The following is a 19,416-nucleotide window of genomic DNA, read 5'->3' as shown; positions in this document are numbered from 1 at the left end:
TACAAACCCTTCTCAAGGTAAAGCTAGCTAAATTTACAGGATCATGGACGAGAATCAAAAGTTAATAGATATAAACCATGAGCTTGAAGAGAAGGGAATCAATCTAAGAATTGAGAAAAGGGGTAAAGTTTTAAACATTAGAGGCTCTTTGCCGGATAAGAAATTTCATAATCTTTCTAAAATTCAAAGAATAAGTCTTAGACTCCCATTTAACATTAAAGGCTTAGAAGAGGCTAAAAAAGCAATTGAATTGGTTGATTTTCAACTTAAAAAAAATCAATTTTCTTGGTCTCATTGGATTAAAGAAAAAGCCATCTCATCGATAAAAACTAATAACTCAGTAGTCAGCAATGAAATAGAAAGCTTTAAAAAACATTTTTTTGCTGATACTTCTAGAAGCAAATCACAAGCAGGAATGTTAAGCACTTGGCAGTCTGCTTACAAACCATATTTGAATAGGTTGATCGGAGTAAGTAATAAATCTACCCATAAATTAAACGAGGAGCTTCTAGTGAAGATCCTTTTAAGTTACAAAGAAAACTCAAGGAGCAGGCAACAATGTGGAATTGTTTTAAGCGCTTTAGCAAAACATCTTAAAGTAGAACTACCTGAGAACTGGAAACAACTTCAAAGTGGTTATGGAATACACGAATCTAATTTCAGAGCATTACCTAGTGATGAAGAAATTATTAATAGCTTTCAATTAATACCAAATCCAAAATGGAGATTTGTTTTTGGATTAATGGCAACATATGGGCTTAGAAATCATGAAGTCTTTTTTAGTGACTTATCTTGTTTAAAAAAAGGTGGGGATAAAATACTTCGGGTTTTCCCAAATACAAAAACAGGAGAGCATCAAGTTTGGCCATTTCATCCTGAATGGGTTGGTTTTTTTCAGCTAGACAACAAAACCGATACTTTTGATTTACTCCCAGATATTAAAACAGATCTAAAACAGACAACCCTTCAACATATCGGAAGAAGAGTCTCTGAACAATTTAAAAGATATAAAATATCTTTTACCCCATATGATTTAAGACATGCATGGGCAGTTAGGACCATCTTGATAGGCCTGCCAAATACTGTAGCCGCAAAAATGATGGGACACTCAGTTTCAATACATACAAAAACTTATCATCATTGGATAACAAGAAGAGATCAGCAACTAGCTGTTGATAGTGCCCTATCTAGAGGCAAGTATTAACAAGAAGAATAATGAATATTCATAGCTATCTCATTTCTATAAATTATTCTTTTTATTAACTTATATAATTTAATCTAAGGAAATGAACAATAAGATTTCCAAAGAAGATTCAAGACTAAATAACCTAGATAAGAGTGCAGAGAAAATAGGGATGGGTGGTAATTTAATACAAAATATTACCGAAGAAAAATATCGCGAAAGGATGAAAAAAAGGAAAGAAGTTCAAGAACAAAGATTAAAAGAAAGAAATAAAGAAAAAGGCCTTATAATAATTAATACTGGTAATGGGAAAGGTAAAACTACAGCAGCTCTTGGGATGGTATTAAGAACTCTTGGTCATAACCATCAAGTTGCAATAATTCAATTTATAAAAGGGGGATGGGAACCAGGAGAGTCATTAGCCTTGAGAATATTTGAGGATAAAGTAAAGTTCCATGCCTGTGGGGAAGGGTTCACATGGGAAACACAAGATAGAAATAAAGATATAAATTTAGTTAAGTCAAGTTGGAGAAAAGCATTATTTTATATCAAAGACCCAAATTATAAACTTATAATTTTAGATGAGATTATTGTTGCAATCAAACTTGGATATATAGATGAAGATGAAATTATAAATGGCATAAATTTACGCCCCGATTTAACACATGTAGTATTAACTGGAAGAGGAGCTTCAAAAAAATTAATCGAATCAGCTGACCTTGTAACAGAAATGAAATTAATCCACCATCCGTTTAGAGAGCAGGCAGTAAAAGCACAAAAGGGAATTGAATATTAATCCCTAATCTTGAAAATATTTCCATCGCAAGGGATCCAATACAGATATAAAGACGTTCTCCCAGGACTTGCTACTGTCAATTTGTTATGAATTTTTAATGAAATACTCTAGAGCACTTATAAAACTCAGTGGTGAAGCTCTTATGGGAGAAAAACCTTATGGAATTGATCCTGAAATTGTTCAATCTATTGCCAAGGATGTTTCAAAAGTAGTTGAAAATGGAACGCAAATAGCAATTGTGGTTGGCGGGGGAAATATTTTTAGAGGTCTAAAAGGATCTGCGGCAGGTATGGATAGAGCTACTGCTGACTATGTAGGAATGCTTGCAACCGTAATGAATGCAATCACACTTCAAGATGGATTAGAAAGAGCTGGAGTCCCCACAAGAGTTCAATCTGCTATTGATATGCAACAGATTGCTGAACCATACATAAGAAGAAGAGCAATAAGACATCTTGAGAAAGGGAGGGTAGTGGTTTTTGGAGGTGGGTGCGGCAATCCGTTTTTTACAACTGATACCACTGCTGCGCTTAGAGCCGCTGAAATTAACGCAGAAGTTGTTTTCAAAGCTACGAAAGTTGATGGGGTTTACGATCGAGATCCAAAAAAGTTCTCTGATGCTGTCAAATATGACAATCTCACCTTTCAAGATGTATTGGCCAACGAGATAGGAGTAATGGATAGCACTGCTATTGCTCTTTGCAAAGATAATAAAATCCCTATAGTTGTTTTTAATATTTTTCAACCTGGGAACATTGCAAAGGCTATTTCTGGCGAACCAATTGGATCAAGGATATCCAATTCAAGTTAAGGCTAAAATTTTTGAACCTTTTTAATAATCAATTCGCAATAACTTTATCTAAATGTCAAACCAAGAACTTAAAACCACAATGAGCAAATCTGTTGAAGCAGCTCAGAGGAATTTCAATACTATTAGGACAGGGAGAGCAAATACGTCTTTATTAGATAGAGTTTCAGTCGAATACTACGGAGCTGACACTCCTCTTAAGTCACTTGCGACTATCACTACTCCTGACTCTCAAACGATAGCAATTCAACCCTTCGACTTGGGCTCATTAGCTTCAATTGAAAAATCGATTGCTACAAGTGATCTAGGTTTCACTCCAAATAATGATGGCAAAATAATTCGTATCAATGTGCCTCCCTTAACTGAAGAGCGTAGAAAAGAATTTTGTAAACTCGCATCCAAATATGCAGAGGAAGGTAAAGTTGCCCTAAGGAATATACGGCGTGATGCAATAGAGAGAGTCAAGAAAGCTGAGAAGGATGGTGATCTTTCTGAAGATCAAAGCAGAGATGAACAAGAAATAATTCAGAAGGAGACGGATAATTTTATTAAAGATATTGAAAAAAAACTTTCAGAAAAAGAAGCTGAGATTTTAAAAGTTTGACCATCATAGATGTTGCCATTATTGGAGGGGGAGCATCAGGTGCTACTGCGGCATTTCATCTAGCTAGTAAAAGTAAAAATGTATGTATTCTTGAAAAAAATATCTCCTCTCCAGAGAAAAGCTGTGGTGGTGGTATGTCTGCTGCAGTGCAAAATTGGTTTCCTTTTAAACTTTTACCAATAGTTGATGAAGTAATAACAAAAGTAGAGTTTAGTTGGTGCAATACCGACAAAGTGATAGCTAATCTATCTGGATCCTCTCCTTTTTGGATAGTTAAACGTGAAAAGCTCGATTCATACCTATTAAACCAAGCATTAAATTCCGGTTGTGATATATTGACAACTTTTAATGTTGTCGATATAAAAAAAAAGTCTAATATTTGGCAAATTACCGCCCTTGACGGGAGACAACTAGAAGCGAAAGCAGTTGTTATTGCTGATGGATCTCAATCACCATGGCCTAAAACTTTTAATTTAGGTCCAAATCAACAAAAATTTGCTTCTACTTTCTCAGGGAGAATTAGCAAGAGGGGAAACTTAAGGAGTGAAACCGCTAGATTTGAATTTGGCTTAGTAAAGAATGGTTTTGCATGGGCCTTTCCACTAAATAATGAAGTAAATATTGGAATAGGAACTTTTCTAGGTAATAAAAATTCAATTCCAGTTAATGAAATACTTAAATCCTTTCTACCTGATTTAGGTTTTGATCCTTCTGAAGTAATTGGCCATGAAAAAAAATTAAGGGTATGGAATGGCCAGTGTAAATTAAACGCAGAAGGAATTCTTTTAGTTGGAGATGCTGCCTCATTATGTGATCCTTTTTTAGCAGAGGGATTAAGACCTGCTTTGATGAGTGGTTTTGAAGCTGCAAAAAGCCTTATTTATTGGCTGGATGGAGAAGTCAACTGTTTAGATACCTATACAAAAACAATGCAAAAAAACTGGGGGAATTCGATGGCTTGGGGTAAAAGAATTTCTCAAGTGTTTTATCGTTTTCCCAAAGTTGGATACCAATTAGGTATAAAAAGGCCAACTGCTCCAAAAAGAATTGCACAAATTCTTTCAGGTGAGATGAGTTATGAAGACATTGCAAAAAGAGTAATCAAGAGATTAGTCTTTCAGAATTGAAGTTCAAATAGTTAGGGCAATTCCTTTTTCAATAAACTCAAGTCTTTCGTTCAATTGATTTTCTAATTTATCAATTGCTTCACTAAAACCGTTAATTCCTTCATTAAGTTTTTCCGTAGCCATTTTGTCTCCAGCCATCATTAGTTCAAAAGATGTCTGATCTAGATGAATTGTCTCTTCAACTAATAAAGGTTTTTGTGCGTTTAACTTAATTGGCAAGTCCAAATATGTTTGATTAAGTTGCTGAAGTAATTTAGGAGAAATTGTTAATAAATCACATCCTGCAAGCTCAGTTATTTCCTCTATATTTCTGAAACTTGCTCCCATAACCTCTGTCTTATAACCATTCGACTTGAAATAATTAAATATTTTAGTAACAGAAACCACACCTGGATCTTCAGTTGCCGGATAAGAATCTCTTCCTGTAGCAGATTTATACCAATCTAAAATCCTTCCAACAAAGGGTGAAATAAGCGTTACACCTGCCTCAGCACAAGCAACTGCTTGATAAAAATTAAACAATAAAGTTAAATTGCAATGTATATTCTCTTTTTCTAATACCTCAGCAGCTTTTATTCCTTCCCATGTAGAAGCAATTTTGATTAAAACCCGGTCATTAGAAATACCATCTTGATTATATTTAGCAATTATTTTTCTTGCTTTTGCAATAGTGGCATCAGTATCAAAACTCAGCCTTGCATCAACTTCTGTTGAAACACGGCCAGGAATTAACTTCAAAATCTCTTTACCAAAGACCACACAAAGTTCATCTAAAGCTTCCTTAACCACATTAGTATTAGAGGCACTGGCTCCTAGCATTTCTCTTGAAGTAGCAAGTGCTTGATCAATCAAATTTTGATAAGCAGGAATTTGTGCGGCCGCAAGAATTAAAGAAGGATTTGTTGTAGCATCTCTGGGATGAAATTTTTTGATCGCTTCAAGATCACCAGTATCAGCCACCACTACAGTCATCGAAGATAACTGATTAAGAAGGGATTCCATAATTAAAAACGTCTTTCATAGGCCATAGACTAGCTATATTTTTTAAGGATTTCACCCTTTAATTTGAACTTTTGAGAAAATTTAGCCATCTCTTAGCTTTTGATAGCTAAATGTTCTTTTTTAGAAATACTTGGAGGTATTTTTTCTATTACGAGTAAAGTCTCAATAATTTTTTTTGCCACAGGGAGAGCGACAGTTGATCCATAGGCATTTGGTTTTTGGGGTTCATCAATAACTGCTAAAACGACATAGCGAGGATCATCGATAGGAAGACTTGCAACAAAACTACAAATTTTTGAATTATAGTTCAAACCATCTTGCGATTTTTGTGCCGTCCCAGTTTTCCCTCCAATTCGATATCCAGGAACATTTACCTCAATACCACTTTCATCGTAAAAGGAGACAACAGTTTCCATCCATCCAAGAACAGTATTTGTAACCTCAGGAGATAAAACCTGCTTAGCTTCTGAAGGAGTATTGAAATACGACTCATAATCACCTTTCAGGCCTTTAGTAATATGAGGCGTAACAAGTCTGCCACCATTCGCAATCAAAGCATGCAATTGAGCTAGTTTAAGCGGAGTAATAGAAAATCCTTGGCCAAAGGAGGCTACCGCAGGTTCTATGGGTTGATTTACAAAAGTCTGTTTTGATTTTATTTGGCCAGAGACTGCTCCAGGAAGGTCAGTCTCTGGTATTTCATCAATGCCCAAGCGTCTTAACCATTGCCAGTAATTACTCGCATTCAATTTATTCATAATCTTAACCATACCTACATTGCTTGAGACTTGTAATACTTCAGGGAAAGTCAATATCCCATTAGGTTTTCGATCCCAATTAGAGAGAGGCCATCCTCCTACTGTAACCAGACCATCATCATTCACTTCTCCATTAGGGCTTATAACTCCCTCCTCCAATGCCAATGCCAAGTTAATTGGCTTAAAGGTAGAACCAGGTTCAAATAATTCTTGCACTGACCACTCTTTAAAAAGAGAAGGAGAATAATCCCAATATTTATTAGGATCATATGTCGGTGTAGAAGCTAATGCCAAAAGTTCTCCGGTCTCTATATCCATTACAATTACAACGCCTTTTTTTGCATTCCACTTCTTTACTTGCTTACTTATTTCTTTAACGGCTACCTCTTGAAGCCTTACATCTAAGGTTAGTTGTAGACTAAGTTGATCTTCATCAAAGACACCACGTTGAACACCTATAGGTAAAGGAGTTCCATCAGCTCCTCTTCTGATTACACTTGTTTTCTCTTGACGCTTTAGATCTCTATCTAAACTTAATTCCAGTCCAGCCTGAGGTCTTCTATCTATATCCAAAAAACCAACTACATTTGCAAAAAGTGACCCATGAGGATAAAGCCTTTGAGGATAGGCCTCCAAGTCAATACCACTGATTCCAAGTTTTTTAATTCTATTAGCCTTCTCGGGTGTTACCCCGTCTGCAAGTTTTACTCCTGAAGAGTAATTTCCTAATTTATTCAAAATTTCATCAACACTTTTGGATAATGGCGTAGAAAGAAGTTTTGCTACTTCATATGGTTTACGCACTGTCCTAGATGAATCACCAGGAAACTTAAAATATTTAGGATGAGCCCAGATTTTAAAACGTCTCTCATCTATTGCGACAAGCTTCCCATTTCTATCTAAAATAGATCGACGTGTTCCCAAAGGGTTTTTTTGTTCTGTTTGAACTTCGCGTGCTAGAGCTCTTAATTGATCAGACCGAAATAGTTGAAGCCAACCTACTCTTAAAAAAAGTCCCCCAAGTCCAAGGCATAATAAAACAAAGACAACTCTTAATCTAGACTGTGATAGGGGCGCAGGAGTTTTTACTTTAGAAGTCTTTCTCTTCTTTCTAGAATTCATACTTCTCATAAAATTATTAATAACCTGACTTAAAAGGAAAAGAAGATATTCTCTCTAGCAATCTACTTTTAAATGTCATATCTAATTTTATTTTAGTTTCTTCTGGTTTTGGTCTGGCCAAATATAGAAGATCTTCCGCTTTTGTCGGGACTAAATTTCTAGACAACTTTTGATTTTTCAATAGGTAACTTTCAAGAATTGAAGTTGATTCCAATATCCTTCGGTTCAAGTCTCTAGTGGTTTCAAGTTTAGTAAAAGATTTAGTCCACAAATATTGAGAGTGCAAAGCAACTGACGACATTATCGCCACTGTCGTGAGTATGCCTACCAATGCACCATCTAAAACGATATGAAGCGCAGCCTGAATTGGAAATTTTCTTTGAACCTGTTTTGATGAGAAAACACTGTTTAATAATCCCTTTGGCAACTTCTTTTTTTGAAATTGTCTTACTTTTTCTTTATATAGAGTGCGACTAAACAAATCAAAGTTCGAAAGTAATTCAAGTCAAACACCTTGATCAAGCAACTGCAAGAGCTGGAATACTGATGTTTTTTTTATTTAATATCAAGCTACCAATAGCAGGCTAATAAAAGTCACTCCATTCCAAAGAGAATGCATAAGAGCACAAGGAAATAACCTTCCTGAACTCAATCTCATTAAACCAAGACCAATTCCTAAAACGAATAGAGGGGGTAATTCCCCTACACTTAAATGAGCCAAAGCAAAGATCAAGGCACTCAATAAAACTCCGCTGATTTTTCCAACTTTGGATACCAATACTGGTAAAAGAATACCTCTAAAGACTAACTCTTCAAAGATTGGAGCTAAAAGAACGGTTGTAATCAAAAGCAAAGACAATGGAATAAATTCATCACTACCTAAAACCAATTCCAACAAAGGATTACTTCCACCCTGATCACCAAAAATTTCATTCATTAGCCACCCACTAAGCAGAACTAAAGGCATAACCATTAACCATCCACTTATTGATTTAAGAATGCCTGCTTGGATTGGTTTGATTTTCCATTGCAACCATCCTCCATCAATTCCCGAAGAAACCAGACCCATTAATTGATATCTAATTATAAATAAAGGAGCTATAGTCATTGAGCAGTAACCAATAAATACTCTGAGAGACTCTTTTAATGGAGAGGATAAATTATTAAACAATAAATCAGTTATGGGTATTATTAACGCGGGAAAAAAAACTTCACCAATAACAACAAAACCGCCAGAAATAAGTAGAACCATATCTATTAATGTTAAAGGAGGAGCTATCATTTCTGGCCATGGAGTATTTTTCTTTCTTAAGAAAATAAAAGCATACCTAATCAATAAAATACATCCTATAAAAGAAGCAAAAAAAGGTAGTAATTGTGAGGTTAAGAGTCTTAAAGCAGAGAGGGAACTATATTTTTTATTAATACACTTTTCATCCGAAAAACCCAGATTAGAGCATGAAATTTTATAAAGAAAAGGATCTAATTTAATCTCATCAATATTAGGGAATTCAGTTAATTTTTTACCTTTTTGTCTATCTAATATATATCCTCTAATCGTTTCAAAATTTTTATCCTTAAAATTTGTCTTCAAGATTAATTTCTGCTCATCCTCAGACTCTTCCATAACTGCTAATAAGAGTCTTTGCCTATCCTCAATTTGTTCCAAAGGAATCTTTTTAAGAGTTTGATATAGTTTTTCTTCGGGTTCTGAACCTAAAAATAAATCTTGTAAAGATTCAGGTATGGCTGAAGAAGCTGAAACTGCCATCTCAGTTTGCATCAAGGAAATCTTTGGAGCCACTGAGGGTCGTTCAAAGCTTTCTTGTAAGCCTTGTCGCCATATCAGAACAGTTAAAAGCAATGAAAATAAAGCTATGGCCCATTTCCAACTAGTTTTGGCTTGTCTCATAAAATCAACTTGTGAAGACTGACATGGAGAAAGACTTCTATCTTTACTAAAAGAACATTAGATTGCCCTCATGGCTAATACCATAATTATCTAGAAGACACTTTATTTAATGACATTGCGTCTAATTTTTGTCCGGCATGGATTGAGTAGTTTTAACAAGGAAGGTCGTATTCAAGGAAGAAACGACCTTTCAACATTAACTAAAGAAGGACAATTACAAGCTGAAGCTGCTGGAAAAACAATTTCTTCTATTCCAATAGATGCAATCTATAGTTCCCCTTTGCAAAGAGCATCAGAAACAACAAAAATCATAATCAAACAACTTAAGGACGACCTTCATGCAACTTATACAGATGAGCTCTTAGAGGTTGACCTTGGGCCTTGGAGTGGTTTAACAAAAAATGAACTAAAAGATCGCTTTCCAGAAGAGCTTTCTGTTTGGCAAAAAAACCCTAAGGAACTAACCATTAATAGAGAAGACGGTACAAAATTCCAACCAATTAAAGAACTCTTACATCAAGCCGAAACTTTCTTAAAAAATTTATTTAATTCTCATTTAGGTTCTAATAAAACGATTGTAATAGTTGCCCATAATGCAATTCTTAGGTGCTTGATACTGAAATTAATTAATGAGCCTTCAAAAGGATTTAAAAGATTGAAGTTAGACAATAGCTCAATCTCAATTTGTAATGTTACTTTTAATGATTGGCGGGATAGACAAGTTCAAATTCAATGTCTAAATAATATCGCTCATTTGTATCCTAGTATTCCCCAAAAAAGTAGTAAAAAAAGAATTATTTTAGTCAGGCATGGTGAAACAGACTGGAATAAACAGGGAAGGTTCCAAGGACAAATTGATATTCCCTTAAATAAAAACGGGAAAGCTCAAGCAAAGGCTGCAAGTGTATTTTTAAAAAATACTATTATAAAAAAAGCTTTTAGTAGTTCTCTATCAAGACCAAAAGAAACAGCTCAGATAATTCTAAATGAACATCCGGGGATCGAAATTTCTGTTAAAGATAACCTCAAAGAGATTGGTCACGGAAAATGGGAAGGAAAGTTGGAGTCTGAGATCAAGTCCGACTGGCCAGATCTTCTTAAAACATGGAAAATCTCTCCTGAAAGAGTTCAAATGCCAGAAGGAGAAAATATAAAAGAAGTCTCCGCGAGATCAATTACCGGTTGGAATGAAATTCGCAAAGATCTAAAAAATGGTGAAACGGCATTGGTTGTAGCTCATGATGCAGTTAACAAAACAATTCTTTGCCATCTATTAGGGTTAATGCCATCAGAAATTTGGATGATAAAACAGGGTAATGGAGGCATTACAGTCATTGACCTCTCAGAAAAAGAAGGTCAACCAGATACAATCATCTGTCTAAATATCACTTCACATTTGGGAGGAATTATCGACTCAACAGCTGCAGGAGCACTTTAATTAAATGACTAGTAGTTATTTGTTTGAAAATATTCAAATACTTGAAAATGCTGGATCATCTTTAAAGAGGGAAACTGTTTTAATCAAAAATGGTGTGCTTAAAGCATTTGGCCGCAAGGCACTTCAAAATGCAGAACTTTTAGGGATCAAGCCTCAAAAAGCTAAAAATATGCTTATTGCACCTTGCCTTGTTGACCCTCATTCATTTTTGGAATCCCCCTTTAATGGTAAGGAAGAGAATATCTATTCACTAATAGAAAAAGCAACATTTTCTGGATATGGTCAATTAGGTATTCTTCCTAGATCTGATTCATGGAGAGATCAAATCGAGTCGATTATAGCTTTAAAGACTATCAAAAGTGATGTTTTAATACACTTATGGGGAGGTTTTAGCCTGGGTGGGGAGGGAGTTGCTCTGTCTAAACATTCTGAACTACTACAAAATGGAGCCATTGGTTTAAGTGATGACGATTTCATGCCTCCCATAGAGCTTCTTAAAAAAGGTTTTTCACTTGGAGAAATGAAGAATTACCCTGTATTATTTGCACCAAGAGATAAAACACTACAAGCTGGAGGAATGTCTAGAGAAAGTGTTTATACACTTAGAGCAGGCTGGCCCCCTGATCCAGTTGAAAGCGAAATTATTCCTTTAATCCAATTACTTGAGCTTCATAAGCAATACCCTGAAATTGCAGTAAGGTTAATGAATATTTCTACAGCTGATGGCGTCTCAATTCTTAAAAATGCATCCTCTAATCCAATGGCAACCATCTTATGGTGGCATTTAGTCAATGACAACTCCAGTCTTTCCCCTTTTGATATTGGATGGAGCGTAACACCTTCATTAGGGTCCCCCAGAGATAGAGCCTCACTTATACAAGGTTTAAAGGATGATGTTTTAACAGCAATATCTGTTCATTCCACTCCTATAGACGACTCTGAGACTAAACTTCCTGCAAATAAAAGAAAAAAAGGGATTAGTTGCTATAACCTTGTTCTACCTCTTCTCTGGGATCAATTAATAAGAAAGTCAGGGTGGGAAGTGGAAAAATTATGGAAAAAAATTAGTTTTGGTCCATCAAAATTCCTAAACCAAGCTGAGGAAAAATTAAGTTTAAATAGTAATCGCTGGTTACTATTTGATCCTGACAAAGAATGGTACCAATCTAATGAAGAAAAACATTTAACTTCAGCAACTAATCAACCTATCAAAGACAAAAAAATAATTGGGAAAGTTATAGATTGTGGACTTATTAATCAAGCTTGCCAAAACGACTGACAGGCCAAAAACGCCAGCTTGCTTTCCCAATTATTTCTTTCTGGGGTAAGAATCCCCCTGCTGGCCAGAAACGACTATCCCAACTATTAGCTCGGTTATCGCCCAAAACGAACACATGTCCTTTTGGAACAATTGTAGTCATTGGACGACATAGATTAAATCTAGGTTGACTTGGGCAGAAGTATTCAACATATGGTTCGTTGATTGACCTACCGTTCAAAACAATCTCTCCCTTACCATTAATCAAAATACGATCTCCTCCTACAGCTATTATCCTTTTGATATAAGCATCACAAGCACGATCAGATAAAGTTGGTATCCAAGAAATCAATGGAAAAGTTAAAAATGAGCATTGAAATTTAGACGGAAGTTGTTTTTTTCTATCTGCTATCAATTTCTTATCAAAGGAATATGGTGAGTTGAAAACTACAATTTCCCCACGAGAAGGAGCCCTATTTCGCAAAGAAAGTTTTTCAACAATTAGTCGATCATTTACTTTCAATCCTGGCAGCATCGAACCCGAGGGAATATATCTTGCTTCTGCTATATAATGACGAATGCCTATATACAATAGAACAGTTAGAGAAATAGGTCCCCACGTATCAAAAAAAGAGTACCACCAACAATTTTTAGTTTCTTTAATCGAGTTTGACTGCTTTTGCTGCACTTGTTTATAAATAATAAGTTTGTAGTTTACTTTATTTGTAAAGACTACTGTTTCAAGTCAATGTTAGACCTAATTTGAATTTCTAAGTAATTTTTCAGACCACATTTCTTCTTTAAATCCAACTAAAAAGCATTTACTAGACTTAAATAAAAAAGGTCTCTTTATTAATCTGGGTTCAATAAAAAGTTTCTCAAACAATTCGTTATCAGTCATTTTTTTGACAACATCCGAACCCATAGAACGATATATAGCTCCACTAGTATTTAAAAGATATTTTCTATGTCCATATAGCTCACTTGCTGAGATTAACATTTCCTTGGAAGGAGGGGATTTTAAAATATCAACTAATTCGAAGGAAATATCATTGTTTTCAAGCCACTTAATCGCCCTGCGACAAGTTGAACATGAAGAATAACTAAATAATTTCAAGTGTTTAATGCCTAGAAAAAATCATTTTATCCAAAAAGATAAGATTAAATTAATTATTTCAGTGACAAATTAGTGTGATGTGCATCTATACAAGTTTTCAATAATTCATCAACAGCATCATAGTCTCTCCATCCGTCTATTACGATAACTCTTCCTTCCAAGCTTTTATAGGTTCTAAAAAACTCAGCAACATCCTCCAATTGGTTCTGAGCTATTTGCTTAATAGTATTAATTTCTCTTTGTCTTGGATCTGCCGTAGGTACACATAGAAGTTTGCCATCGTAGGCCCCTGAATCATGCATATCAAGAACTCCTATAGGCCTTGCCTTGATCAAGCAACCGGCAAAAGTAGGTTCTTCCATAACGACCATTGCATCAAGTGGTGCTCCATCCTCCGCAAGAGTGTTTGGGATAAATCCATAATCAAATGGATATCTCACTGAAGAATGCAAAACTCTATCAAGAGCCATAATTCCTGCAGAGCTAAAATACTCGTATTTATTTCTACTGCCTGCAGGAATCTCAACAACTAGATTTACTAATCCAGGCGATGGGGAAGGAGGAAGATCACTCAGGTCCATTTTGATTTATTGAAGTCGGTAGGCTGTTTCTGTTTGTTGTTTCTTGCCTTTCGCTAATGACAGCAAACAATGGTATTCCAAGCATTACAAATACTATTGCTAAACCAATTAAAGAAGTAGAGGTACTATTAAAACTGTAAGGATCTTCATCATCAGAAGATAGTTGATCTTTTTCTGTATTAAGAAAAGGTGGATCTAGCTTAGAAGATTGGTTCTTAATTAAATGTGGTTCTAAATCCATTTAAAATTTGAAATAAATAAATCGTTAGTCGAATGTGTAAAAATCAATTAAAACAATCAATTATTTATAAATTATATATACGTTACCCCGAATTTAAGAATAACTAGGCAACCTTTCTATCAGTATCTTTTAAATGACTGGGAATAGAGTGATTGTTATCAGACTGTCCATCAAGCTTATTTCTTATTATTCTCAACTCATCAAGTATTGCATTTAGAATACTTTGAGTTTCAGATGAGGGAGAATTCAATATTTCTACTGTTACTTCCTTAATTCTGAGTATATCTTTTGCAAATCTTGCAACTTCATTGGGGTGAAAAAGTAATTGATCTTTTTGATCACTTCTAAATTCAGTGTTTAGTTTTCTTGGGTTGAAGGGAGGATTTAGATTCCTAGTGTCAGTATTTGTATATCTGTATACGGAAGCCCTAGATCTATTTAATGTTTTCTGAACTTCGTCAATAGTCAATAATGAATCGCTTGAATTAGAAGCTGTATTAAATAATTTATCTAAAGACTCTTCTGATCTTCCATTTGTTCCTGAATTTACTGAGCCGTTAAACATTGCGAAAGAAAGATTCTAGAAAAACATGTGACAGAAGTTAGCAGATGAATCAAATTAACACCATGTACATTTGGACACTTTAAAAAAACAACATGATTCCCGCACAAACAATATAGATATTCTTACGGCCAACACTAGAGTACTAATCTCATAACGATATAAATTTTAGGCTCATGCGCGTCTCCCGCCTAATGCTAAACACGCTCAGAGACGTCCCTGCGGAAGCCGACATAATTTCACATCAATTACTTGTAAGAGGAGGCTTCATCAAACGTCTTACAGGAGGTATTTATGCTTACATGCCATTACTTTGGAAGGTTTTAAAAAAAATAACCCTAATTGTTGAGGAAGAGTTATCAACGAAAGGATGTCTTCAAACTCTTCTCCCTCAACTTCAGCCTTCAGATATATGGGAAAAAAGTGGGAGGTGGAAATCATATACAGAGGGAGAAGGTATTATGTTTAGCCTTAAAGATAGACAAGGTAAAGAATTAGGTTTGGGGCCAACTCATGAAGAAGTAATTACTCATATAATTTCTCAGACTATTCACTCCTACAAACAATTACCAATAAATATATTCCAAATTCAAACAAAATTCAGAGATGAAATAAGACCAAGATTTGGATTAATGAGAAGTAGAGAATTCATCATGAAGGATGCTTATTCCTTTCATGCAAACGAGAATGATCTTCAGTCAACTTATTCAGAGATGAGAAATGCCTATCAAAATATATTTTCAAAATGCGGTCTAGATTTTGTTTGTGTCGAAGCAGACAGTGGAGCTATTGGAGGAGCAGCATCTCAAGAATTTATGGTTACCGCCGAATCTGGAGAAGATTTAATTTTAATAAGTTCTGATGGTAAATATGGAGCCAATCAAGAAAAAGCTGTTTCTATTATCGAAGAAGGAGAATTACTAGAAATTGATGAACCTTCAATAATCAAGACTCCTAATCAAAAAACAATAGATGAATTATGTAACCACAATAATTTCCACCCAAGTCAAATTGTAAAAGTTATAGCTTATCTAGCAACCTGTGATAATAATAAAAAATACCCTATTCTCGTAAGTATAAGAGGGGACCAAGAAGTAAATGATATTAAACTTTCAAATGAAATATCATTTAAATTAAAACAAAATGTACTGGAAATTAGAAAAATTTCTTATGAAGATATAGAGAATCAAGGTATTAATAATATTCCATTTGGGTTTATAGGTCCTGATCTTAGCGATGATTTAATAACAAAATCAAAGGAATGGGAAAAAAAATTCATAAGAATTGCAGATAATTCTGTAAAAGATCTTAAAAGTTTTATATGTGGAAGCAATAATAAGGATGAACATAAAATATTCTATAACTGGAGTTTAATTAATACTGAACATCTGATATGTGATATTAGAAAAGCCCAGCTTGGAGACAGATGTATCCATGACAAAACACAAAAGCTTAAAGAATGTAGAGGAATAGAAATAGGGCATATATTTCAGTTGGGAACTAAGTATTCAAAATCGTTAAATGCTACTTTCACCAATGACAAAGGTATAGAAGAGAACTTTTGGATGGGTTGCTATGGAATTGGTATTTCCAGATTAGCTCAAGCAGCCGTAGAACAAAATCACGATGATTTAGGTATTATTTGGCCAGTATCAATTGCCCCATTTGAAGTAATAATAGTTATTGCCAACATAAAAAATGTTGAACAAACATGTTTAGCCGAAGAGATCTACCAAAAATTATTAGAAAATCGGGTTGATGCTCTACTTGATGATAGGGACGAGAGAGCTGGAATAAAATTTAAAGATGCAGACCTTATTGGCATCCCATGGAGAATTGTTGTTGGTAGAGAAGCTAGTTCTGGACTGGTTGAATTACATAATAGAAAAGCAAAAGTCACAGAATCGTTAAATGTAGGATCTGTTTTAAAAAAACTTTCTGAAGAATTTAATACCTAAAAACTATAAATTTAGCCCAAATGACTCTAGAGTCTAATGTAATTGCAAAAAACAAATGATTTCTGCCTTTCATCAGCACTCCATCAGGTTGGTGAGGGCAGCTTTGGCTATATGCCTTGGCTTATGCCTCATATTCTTCCAATTCGCTTCTGAAGTGAACGCAGCCAAAACATTTATGACTGGGGATTTTGCTAAAGACACAATTGCAGTCTCTTCTTCTTTAAAAGAAACCATAACTTTACCCAAAGAAGATAAGGGGCTATCAGAGGCAGAAAAAGAGGCTGTTTTTCTAATAAGTGATTACATTTCAAGATATAGGAATAGATCTCAAATAAATACTTCCTCGACCTTTACAACAATGCAAACTGCCTTAAATGCATTAGCAGGTCATTACAAAACTTTTGCAAACAGGCCAGTTCCTGAAAATCTCAAAGAGAGATTAAACGAAGAACTTTCTAAAGCAGAAAAATCAGTAGTTAGAGATAATTAAAGATAATCTTTAATTCATTTCTTTGACTCAGGGTAGGGCTATCTGCAAATCTTGTTTCTTCTAAAGTAAATCGGTTTCGAGCCGAATTTTCTTCCTTGGCAAATGTTGTAGTCATAGGCGCTCAGTGGGGTGATGAAGGTAAAGGCAAAATCACCGATTTGCTCAGTCGCTCCGCAGATGTAGTTGTTCGCTATCAAGGCGGCGTTAATGCCGGTCATACAATTGTTGTAGAGGACAAAGTTCTCAAATTACATTTGATACCCTCTGGAATCTTGTATCCAGATACGATTTGTCTTATTGGGTCAGGAACAGTTGTTGACCCTAAAGTGATGATTAAAGAAATAAAAATGCTTGAAGAAAATGATATTGATATTTCAGGACTAAAACTTGCTTCAACTGCTCATGTGACGATGCCATATCACAGGCTCTTGGATTTAGCCATGGAGCAAAAGCGAGGTCAACAAAAAATCGGTACCACTGGAAGGGGCATTGGACCAACTTATGCAGACAAATCTCAAAGGAATGGGATTCGAATCATTGATCTACTCAGCAGGGAAAAACTTCAAGAAAGATTAAAGGTTCCGTTAGCGGAGAAAAATGGACTCCTCCAAAAGATTTATGGAATTGAACCATTAATTATTGATGAAATAGTAGAAGAATATCTTGATTACGGAAAACAACTAAAAAAACATATTGTTGACTGCAACAGAACAATTCATCAAGCAGCCAAAAAGAAAAAAAATATCTTATTTGAAGGTGCTCAAGGAACCCTTTTAGATCTTGATCACGGTACCTATCCTTATGTTACCTCCTCTAATCCAGTATCAGGCGGGGCATGTATTGGTGCAGGAGTAGGCCCTACACTTATAGACAGAGTTATCGGTGTTGCTAAAGCCTATACAACTAGAGTGGGAGAGGGGCCCTTCCCTACTGAACTGCAAGGGAGTATAAATGACCAACTTTGTAATAGAGGGGGTGAATTTGGAACAACTACTGGAAGAAGAAGGAGATGTGGCTGGTTTGATGGAGTAATAGGTAAATACGCAGTTGAGGTAAATGGATTGGATTGTCTTGCTATTACTAAATTAGACGTTTTAGATGAACTGGAAGAAATTGATATATGTGTCGCTTATGAATTAAACGGCAAAAGAATTGATTATTTCCCAAGTAGCGTTGAAGATTTTGAAAAATGTACCCCCATTTTCAAAAAGCTACCTGGCTGGAGATGCTCTACAGAAAATTGTCGTCGTTTGGAAGACCTTCCACCAGCAGCCATGAGTTACTTGAGGTTCCTAGCCGAGCTTATGGAAGTTCCCATAGCGATAGTTTCCTTGGGAGCCAATAGAGATCAAACAATTGTTATTGAGGATCCTATTCATGGACCCAAAAGAGCTCTTTTAAATTCTTAAAAAGCAAAGAATTATAATTTTATGATTTTTAATTAATTTGATGATTAATAAAACGACCGTCCCTACCCTTGACATAGTAGGTGTTGGGAATGCAATTGTAGACGTACTAACAACAACAGATGATTCTTTCTTAGAGGATCTTTCTTTCAACAAAGGTTCAATGACCTTGATTGATGAAAACAAAGCTGAAGAACTTTATGAAATGACAAGTAACAGAGTTCAGAGGTCAGGAGGTTCTGTTGCCAATTCATTAGCATGTGTAGCCAAGTTAGGGGGAAAGACAGCCTTTATTGGAAGAGTAAGAGATGACAAGCTTGGAGAAATTTTTACAGAAGAGATATCAACGACTGGGACCATTTTTAAAACTCCACCGTCATTAGTTGGCCCCTCGACAGCAAGATGTCTCATCTTTGTCACTCCAGACGCTCAGAGAACTATGTGCACTTATTTGGGCGCTTCAGTTCTTCTAGAGCCTAAAGATATCGATCTGTCAGTAGTCAGAGAGGCAAAAATACTTTATTTAGAGGGATACCTATGGGACAACCCAGCTGCTAAAAATGCATTTATTAAAGCGGCAGAAATAGCTAAAAATGCAGGTAGAAAAGTTGCATTATCACTTTCTGATTCATTTTGTGTAAACAGACACAGGGAAAGTTTTATAAAACTAGTTGAAGATCATATAGATATATTATTTGCCAATGAAGATGAAATAACAACTTTGTATAAAAGCTCATCTCTAAATTCAGCACTTGAAAAATTGAAAAAAAAATGTGATCTTGCTGCAATCACTATTGGTAAAAAAGGTTCAATTCTAATTTCTAATGGCAAAGAAATAAATATAGACCCTTTCATTTTTGGAAAGGCTATTGATACAACAGGAGCGGGAGATCTGTATGCTGGAGGTTTTTTAAAAGGGCTTGCAGATGGTCTAAAGCCAGAGATATCTGCAAAAATTGGATCTATTTGTGCAGGACAGATAGTTACACAATTAGGGTCTCGATCCAATATTGACCTTTTAAATTTGGTCAGTTCACATTTAAAACCCTAAAC

20 protein-coding genes are annotated in these 19,416 nt (G+C 35.2%); 11 read left to right on the top strand and 9 right to left on the bottom strand.

Annotated elements, in window-relative coordinates:
- The first annotated feature begins 43 nt into the window (after window positions 1–43).
- The 5 genes from O5640_RS10635 to O5640_RS10615 all read left to right on the top strand — a co-directional run bounded on the left by O5640_RS10635 (window position 44) and on the right by O5640_RS10615 (window position 4,518).
- Window positions 44–1,204: a site-specific integrase gene (locus O5640_RS10635; RefSeq protein ID WP_269612455.1), complete on the top strand. Its 1,161-nt coding sequence runs from the start codon at window positions 44–46 to the stop codon at window positions 1,202–1,204.
- Between the two features lie 82 nt (window positions 1,205–1,286).
- Window positions 1,287–1,979, top strand: coding sequence for a cob(I)yrinic acid a,c-diamide adenosyltransferase (gene cobO, locus O5640_RS10630; RefSeq protein WP_269612453.1), 693 nt, complete (start codon window positions 1,287–1,289; stop codon window positions 1,977–1,979).
- A gap of 97 nt (window positions 1,980–2,076) precedes the next feature.
- A complete protein-coding gene (pyrH, locus tag O5640_RS10625; RefSeq protein ID WP_269612452.1) occupies window positions 2,077–2,790 on the top strand; it encodes a UMP kinase in 714 nt (237 codons plus the stop codon).
- Between the two features lie 52 nt (window positions 2,791–2,842).
- Complete coding sequence (frr, locus tag O5640_RS10620; protein ID WP_269612451.1) at window positions 2,843–3,391, top strand: ribosome recycling factor; 549 nt, start codon at window positions 2,843–2,845, stop codon at window positions 3,389–3,391.
- Window positions 3,388–4,518, top strand: a complete 1,131-nt coding sequence (locus O5640_RS10615) for an NAD(P)/FAD-dependent oxidoreductase (protein WP_269612450.1) — start codon at window positions 3,388–3,390, stop codon at window positions 4,516–4,518. Before frr ends, O5640_RS10615 begins: the two co-directional genes overlap by 4 nt.
- A gap of 3 nt (window positions 4,519–4,521) precedes the next feature.
- On the opposite strand, the gene O5640_RS10610 is transcribed toward O5640_RS10615, so the two are convergent.
- From O5640_RS10610 to O5640_RS10595, 4 genes are all read right to left on the bottom strand, one after another.
- Window positions 4,522–5,520: a transaldolase gene (locus tag O5640_RS10610; RefSeq protein ID WP_269612449.1), complete on the bottom strand. Its 999-nt coding sequence runs from the start codon at window positions 5,518–5,520 to the stop codon at window positions 4,522–4,524.
- Window positions 5,521–5,612: 92 nt separating this feature from the next.
- Entirely contained in the window at window positions 5,613–7,409 is a 1,797-nt protein-coding gene (locus O5640_RS10605) for a peptidoglycan D,D-transpeptidase FtsI family protein (protein ID WP_269612448.1), read from the bottom strand.
- Between the two features lie 7 nt (window positions 7,410–7,416).
- Window positions 7,417–7,881, bottom strand: coding sequence for a hypothetical protein (locus O5640_RS10600; protein ID WP_269612447.1), 465 nt, complete (start codon window positions 7,879–7,881; stop codon window positions 7,417–7,419).
- Between the two features lie 84 nt (window positions 7,882–7,965).
- The gene (locus O5640_RS10595; RefSeq protein ID WP_269612445.1) at window positions 7,966–9,312 is read right to left on the bottom strand and encodes a CPBP family intramembrane glutamic endopeptidase; all 1,347 of its coding nucleotides are present in this window, start codon (window positions 9,310–9,312) and stop codon (window positions 7,966–7,968) included.
- Between the two features lie 109 nt (window positions 9,313–9,421).
- Between O5640_RS10595 and O5640_RS10590 the strand changes: the two genes are divergently transcribed.
- A complete protein-coding gene (locus O5640_RS10590; protein WP_269612444.1) occupies window positions 9,422–10,750 on the top strand; it encodes a histidine phosphatase family protein in 1,329 nt (442 codons plus the stop codon).
- A 4-nt stretch (window positions 10,751–10,754) separates the two neighbouring features.
- Window positions 10,755–12,029 carry a dihydroorotase gene (locus tag O5640_RS10585; RefSeq protein WP_269612443.1) on the top strand — a complete coding sequence of 425 codons (1,275 nt, stop codon included), beginning with the start codon at window positions 10,755–10,757 and terminating at the stop codon, window positions 12,027–12,029.
- Here O5640_RS10585 and lepB read toward each other — a convergent pair.
- The 5 genes from lepB to O5640_RS10560 all read right to left on the bottom strand — a co-directional run bounded on the left by lepB (window position 12,004) and on the right by O5640_RS10560 (window position 14,512).
- Window positions 12,004–12,696 carry a signal peptidase I gene (gene lepB / locus O5640_RS10580; protein ID WP_269612441.1) on the bottom strand — a complete coding sequence of 231 codons (693 nt, stop codon included), beginning with the start codon at window positions 12,694–12,696 and terminating at the stop codon, window positions 12,004–12,006. The genes O5640_RS10585 and lepB overlap by 26 nt on opposite strands.
- A gap of 69 nt (window positions 12,697–12,765) precedes the next feature.
- Window positions 12,766–13,125, bottom strand: a complete 360-nt coding sequence (locus O5640_RS10575; protein WP_269612439.1) for a Spx/MgsR family RNA polymerase-binding regulatory protein — start codon at window positions 13,123–13,125, stop codon at window positions 12,766–12,768.
- Between the two features lie 53 nt (window positions 13,126–13,178).
- Window positions 13,179–13,706 (bottom strand): inorganic diphosphatase, encoded by a 528-nt coding sequence (locus tag O5640_RS10570; RefSeq protein WP_269612438.1) that lies wholly within the window; start codon window positions 13,704–13,706, stop codon window positions 13,179–13,181.
- Entirely contained in the window at window positions 13,693–13,947 is a 255-nt protein-coding gene (locus O5640_RS10565) for a hypothetical protein (protein WP_269612437.1), read from the bottom strand. The genes O5640_RS10570 and O5640_RS10565 overlap by 14 nt, the downstream gene beginning before the upstream one ends.
- A gap of 103 nt (window positions 13,948–14,050) precedes the next feature.
- On the bottom strand, window positions 14,051–14,512 hold the full coding sequence (locus O5640_RS10560) for a resolvase (RefSeq protein ID WP_269612436.1): 462 nt from the start codon (window positions 14,510–14,512) through the stop codon (window positions 14,051–14,053).
- Window positions 14,513–14,685: 173 nt separating this feature from the next.
- On the opposite strand from O5640_RS10560, the gene O5640_RS10555 reads away from it, so the two are divergent.
- The 4 genes from O5640_RS10555 (at window position 14,686) to O5640_RS10540 (ending at window position 19,414) form a co-directional block, all read left to right on the top strand.
- Window positions 14,686–16,467: a proline--tRNA ligase gene (locus O5640_RS10555; protein WP_269612435.1), complete on the top strand. Its 1,782-nt coding sequence runs from the start codon at window positions 14,686–14,688 to the stop codon at window positions 16,465–16,467.
- A 55-nt stretch (window positions 16,468–16,522) separates the two neighbouring features.
- Window positions 16,523–16,957, top strand: coding sequence for a photosystem II protein Psb27 (gene psb27 / locus O5640_RS10550; protein WP_269612434.1), 435 nt, complete (start codon window positions 16,523–16,525; stop codon window positions 16,955–16,957).
- Window positions 16,958–17,052: 95 nt separating this feature from the next.
- Window positions 17,053–18,366: an adenylosuccinate synthase gene (locus O5640_RS10545; RefSeq protein ID WP_269612433.1), complete on the top strand. Its 1,314-nt coding sequence runs from the start codon at window positions 17,053–17,055 to the stop codon at window positions 18,364–18,366.
- A gap of 40 nt (window positions 18,367–18,406) precedes the next feature.
- Window positions 18,407–19,414, top strand: coding sequence for an adenosine kinase (locus tag O5640_RS10540; RefSeq protein ID WP_269612432.1), 1,008 nt, complete (start codon window positions 18,407–18,409; stop codon window positions 19,412–19,414).
- Window positions 19,415–19,416 lie beyond the last annotated feature (2 nt).

Origin of the sequence: Prochlorococcus marinus str. MIT 0912 (assembly GCF_027359595.1) — a bacterium.
Lineage (GTDB): Bacteria > Cyanobacteriota > Cyanobacteriia > PCC-6307 > Cyanobiaceae > Prochlorococcus_B > Prochlorococcus_B marinus_C.
This window is presented reverse-complemented; position numbering and strand designations above follow the sequence as displayed.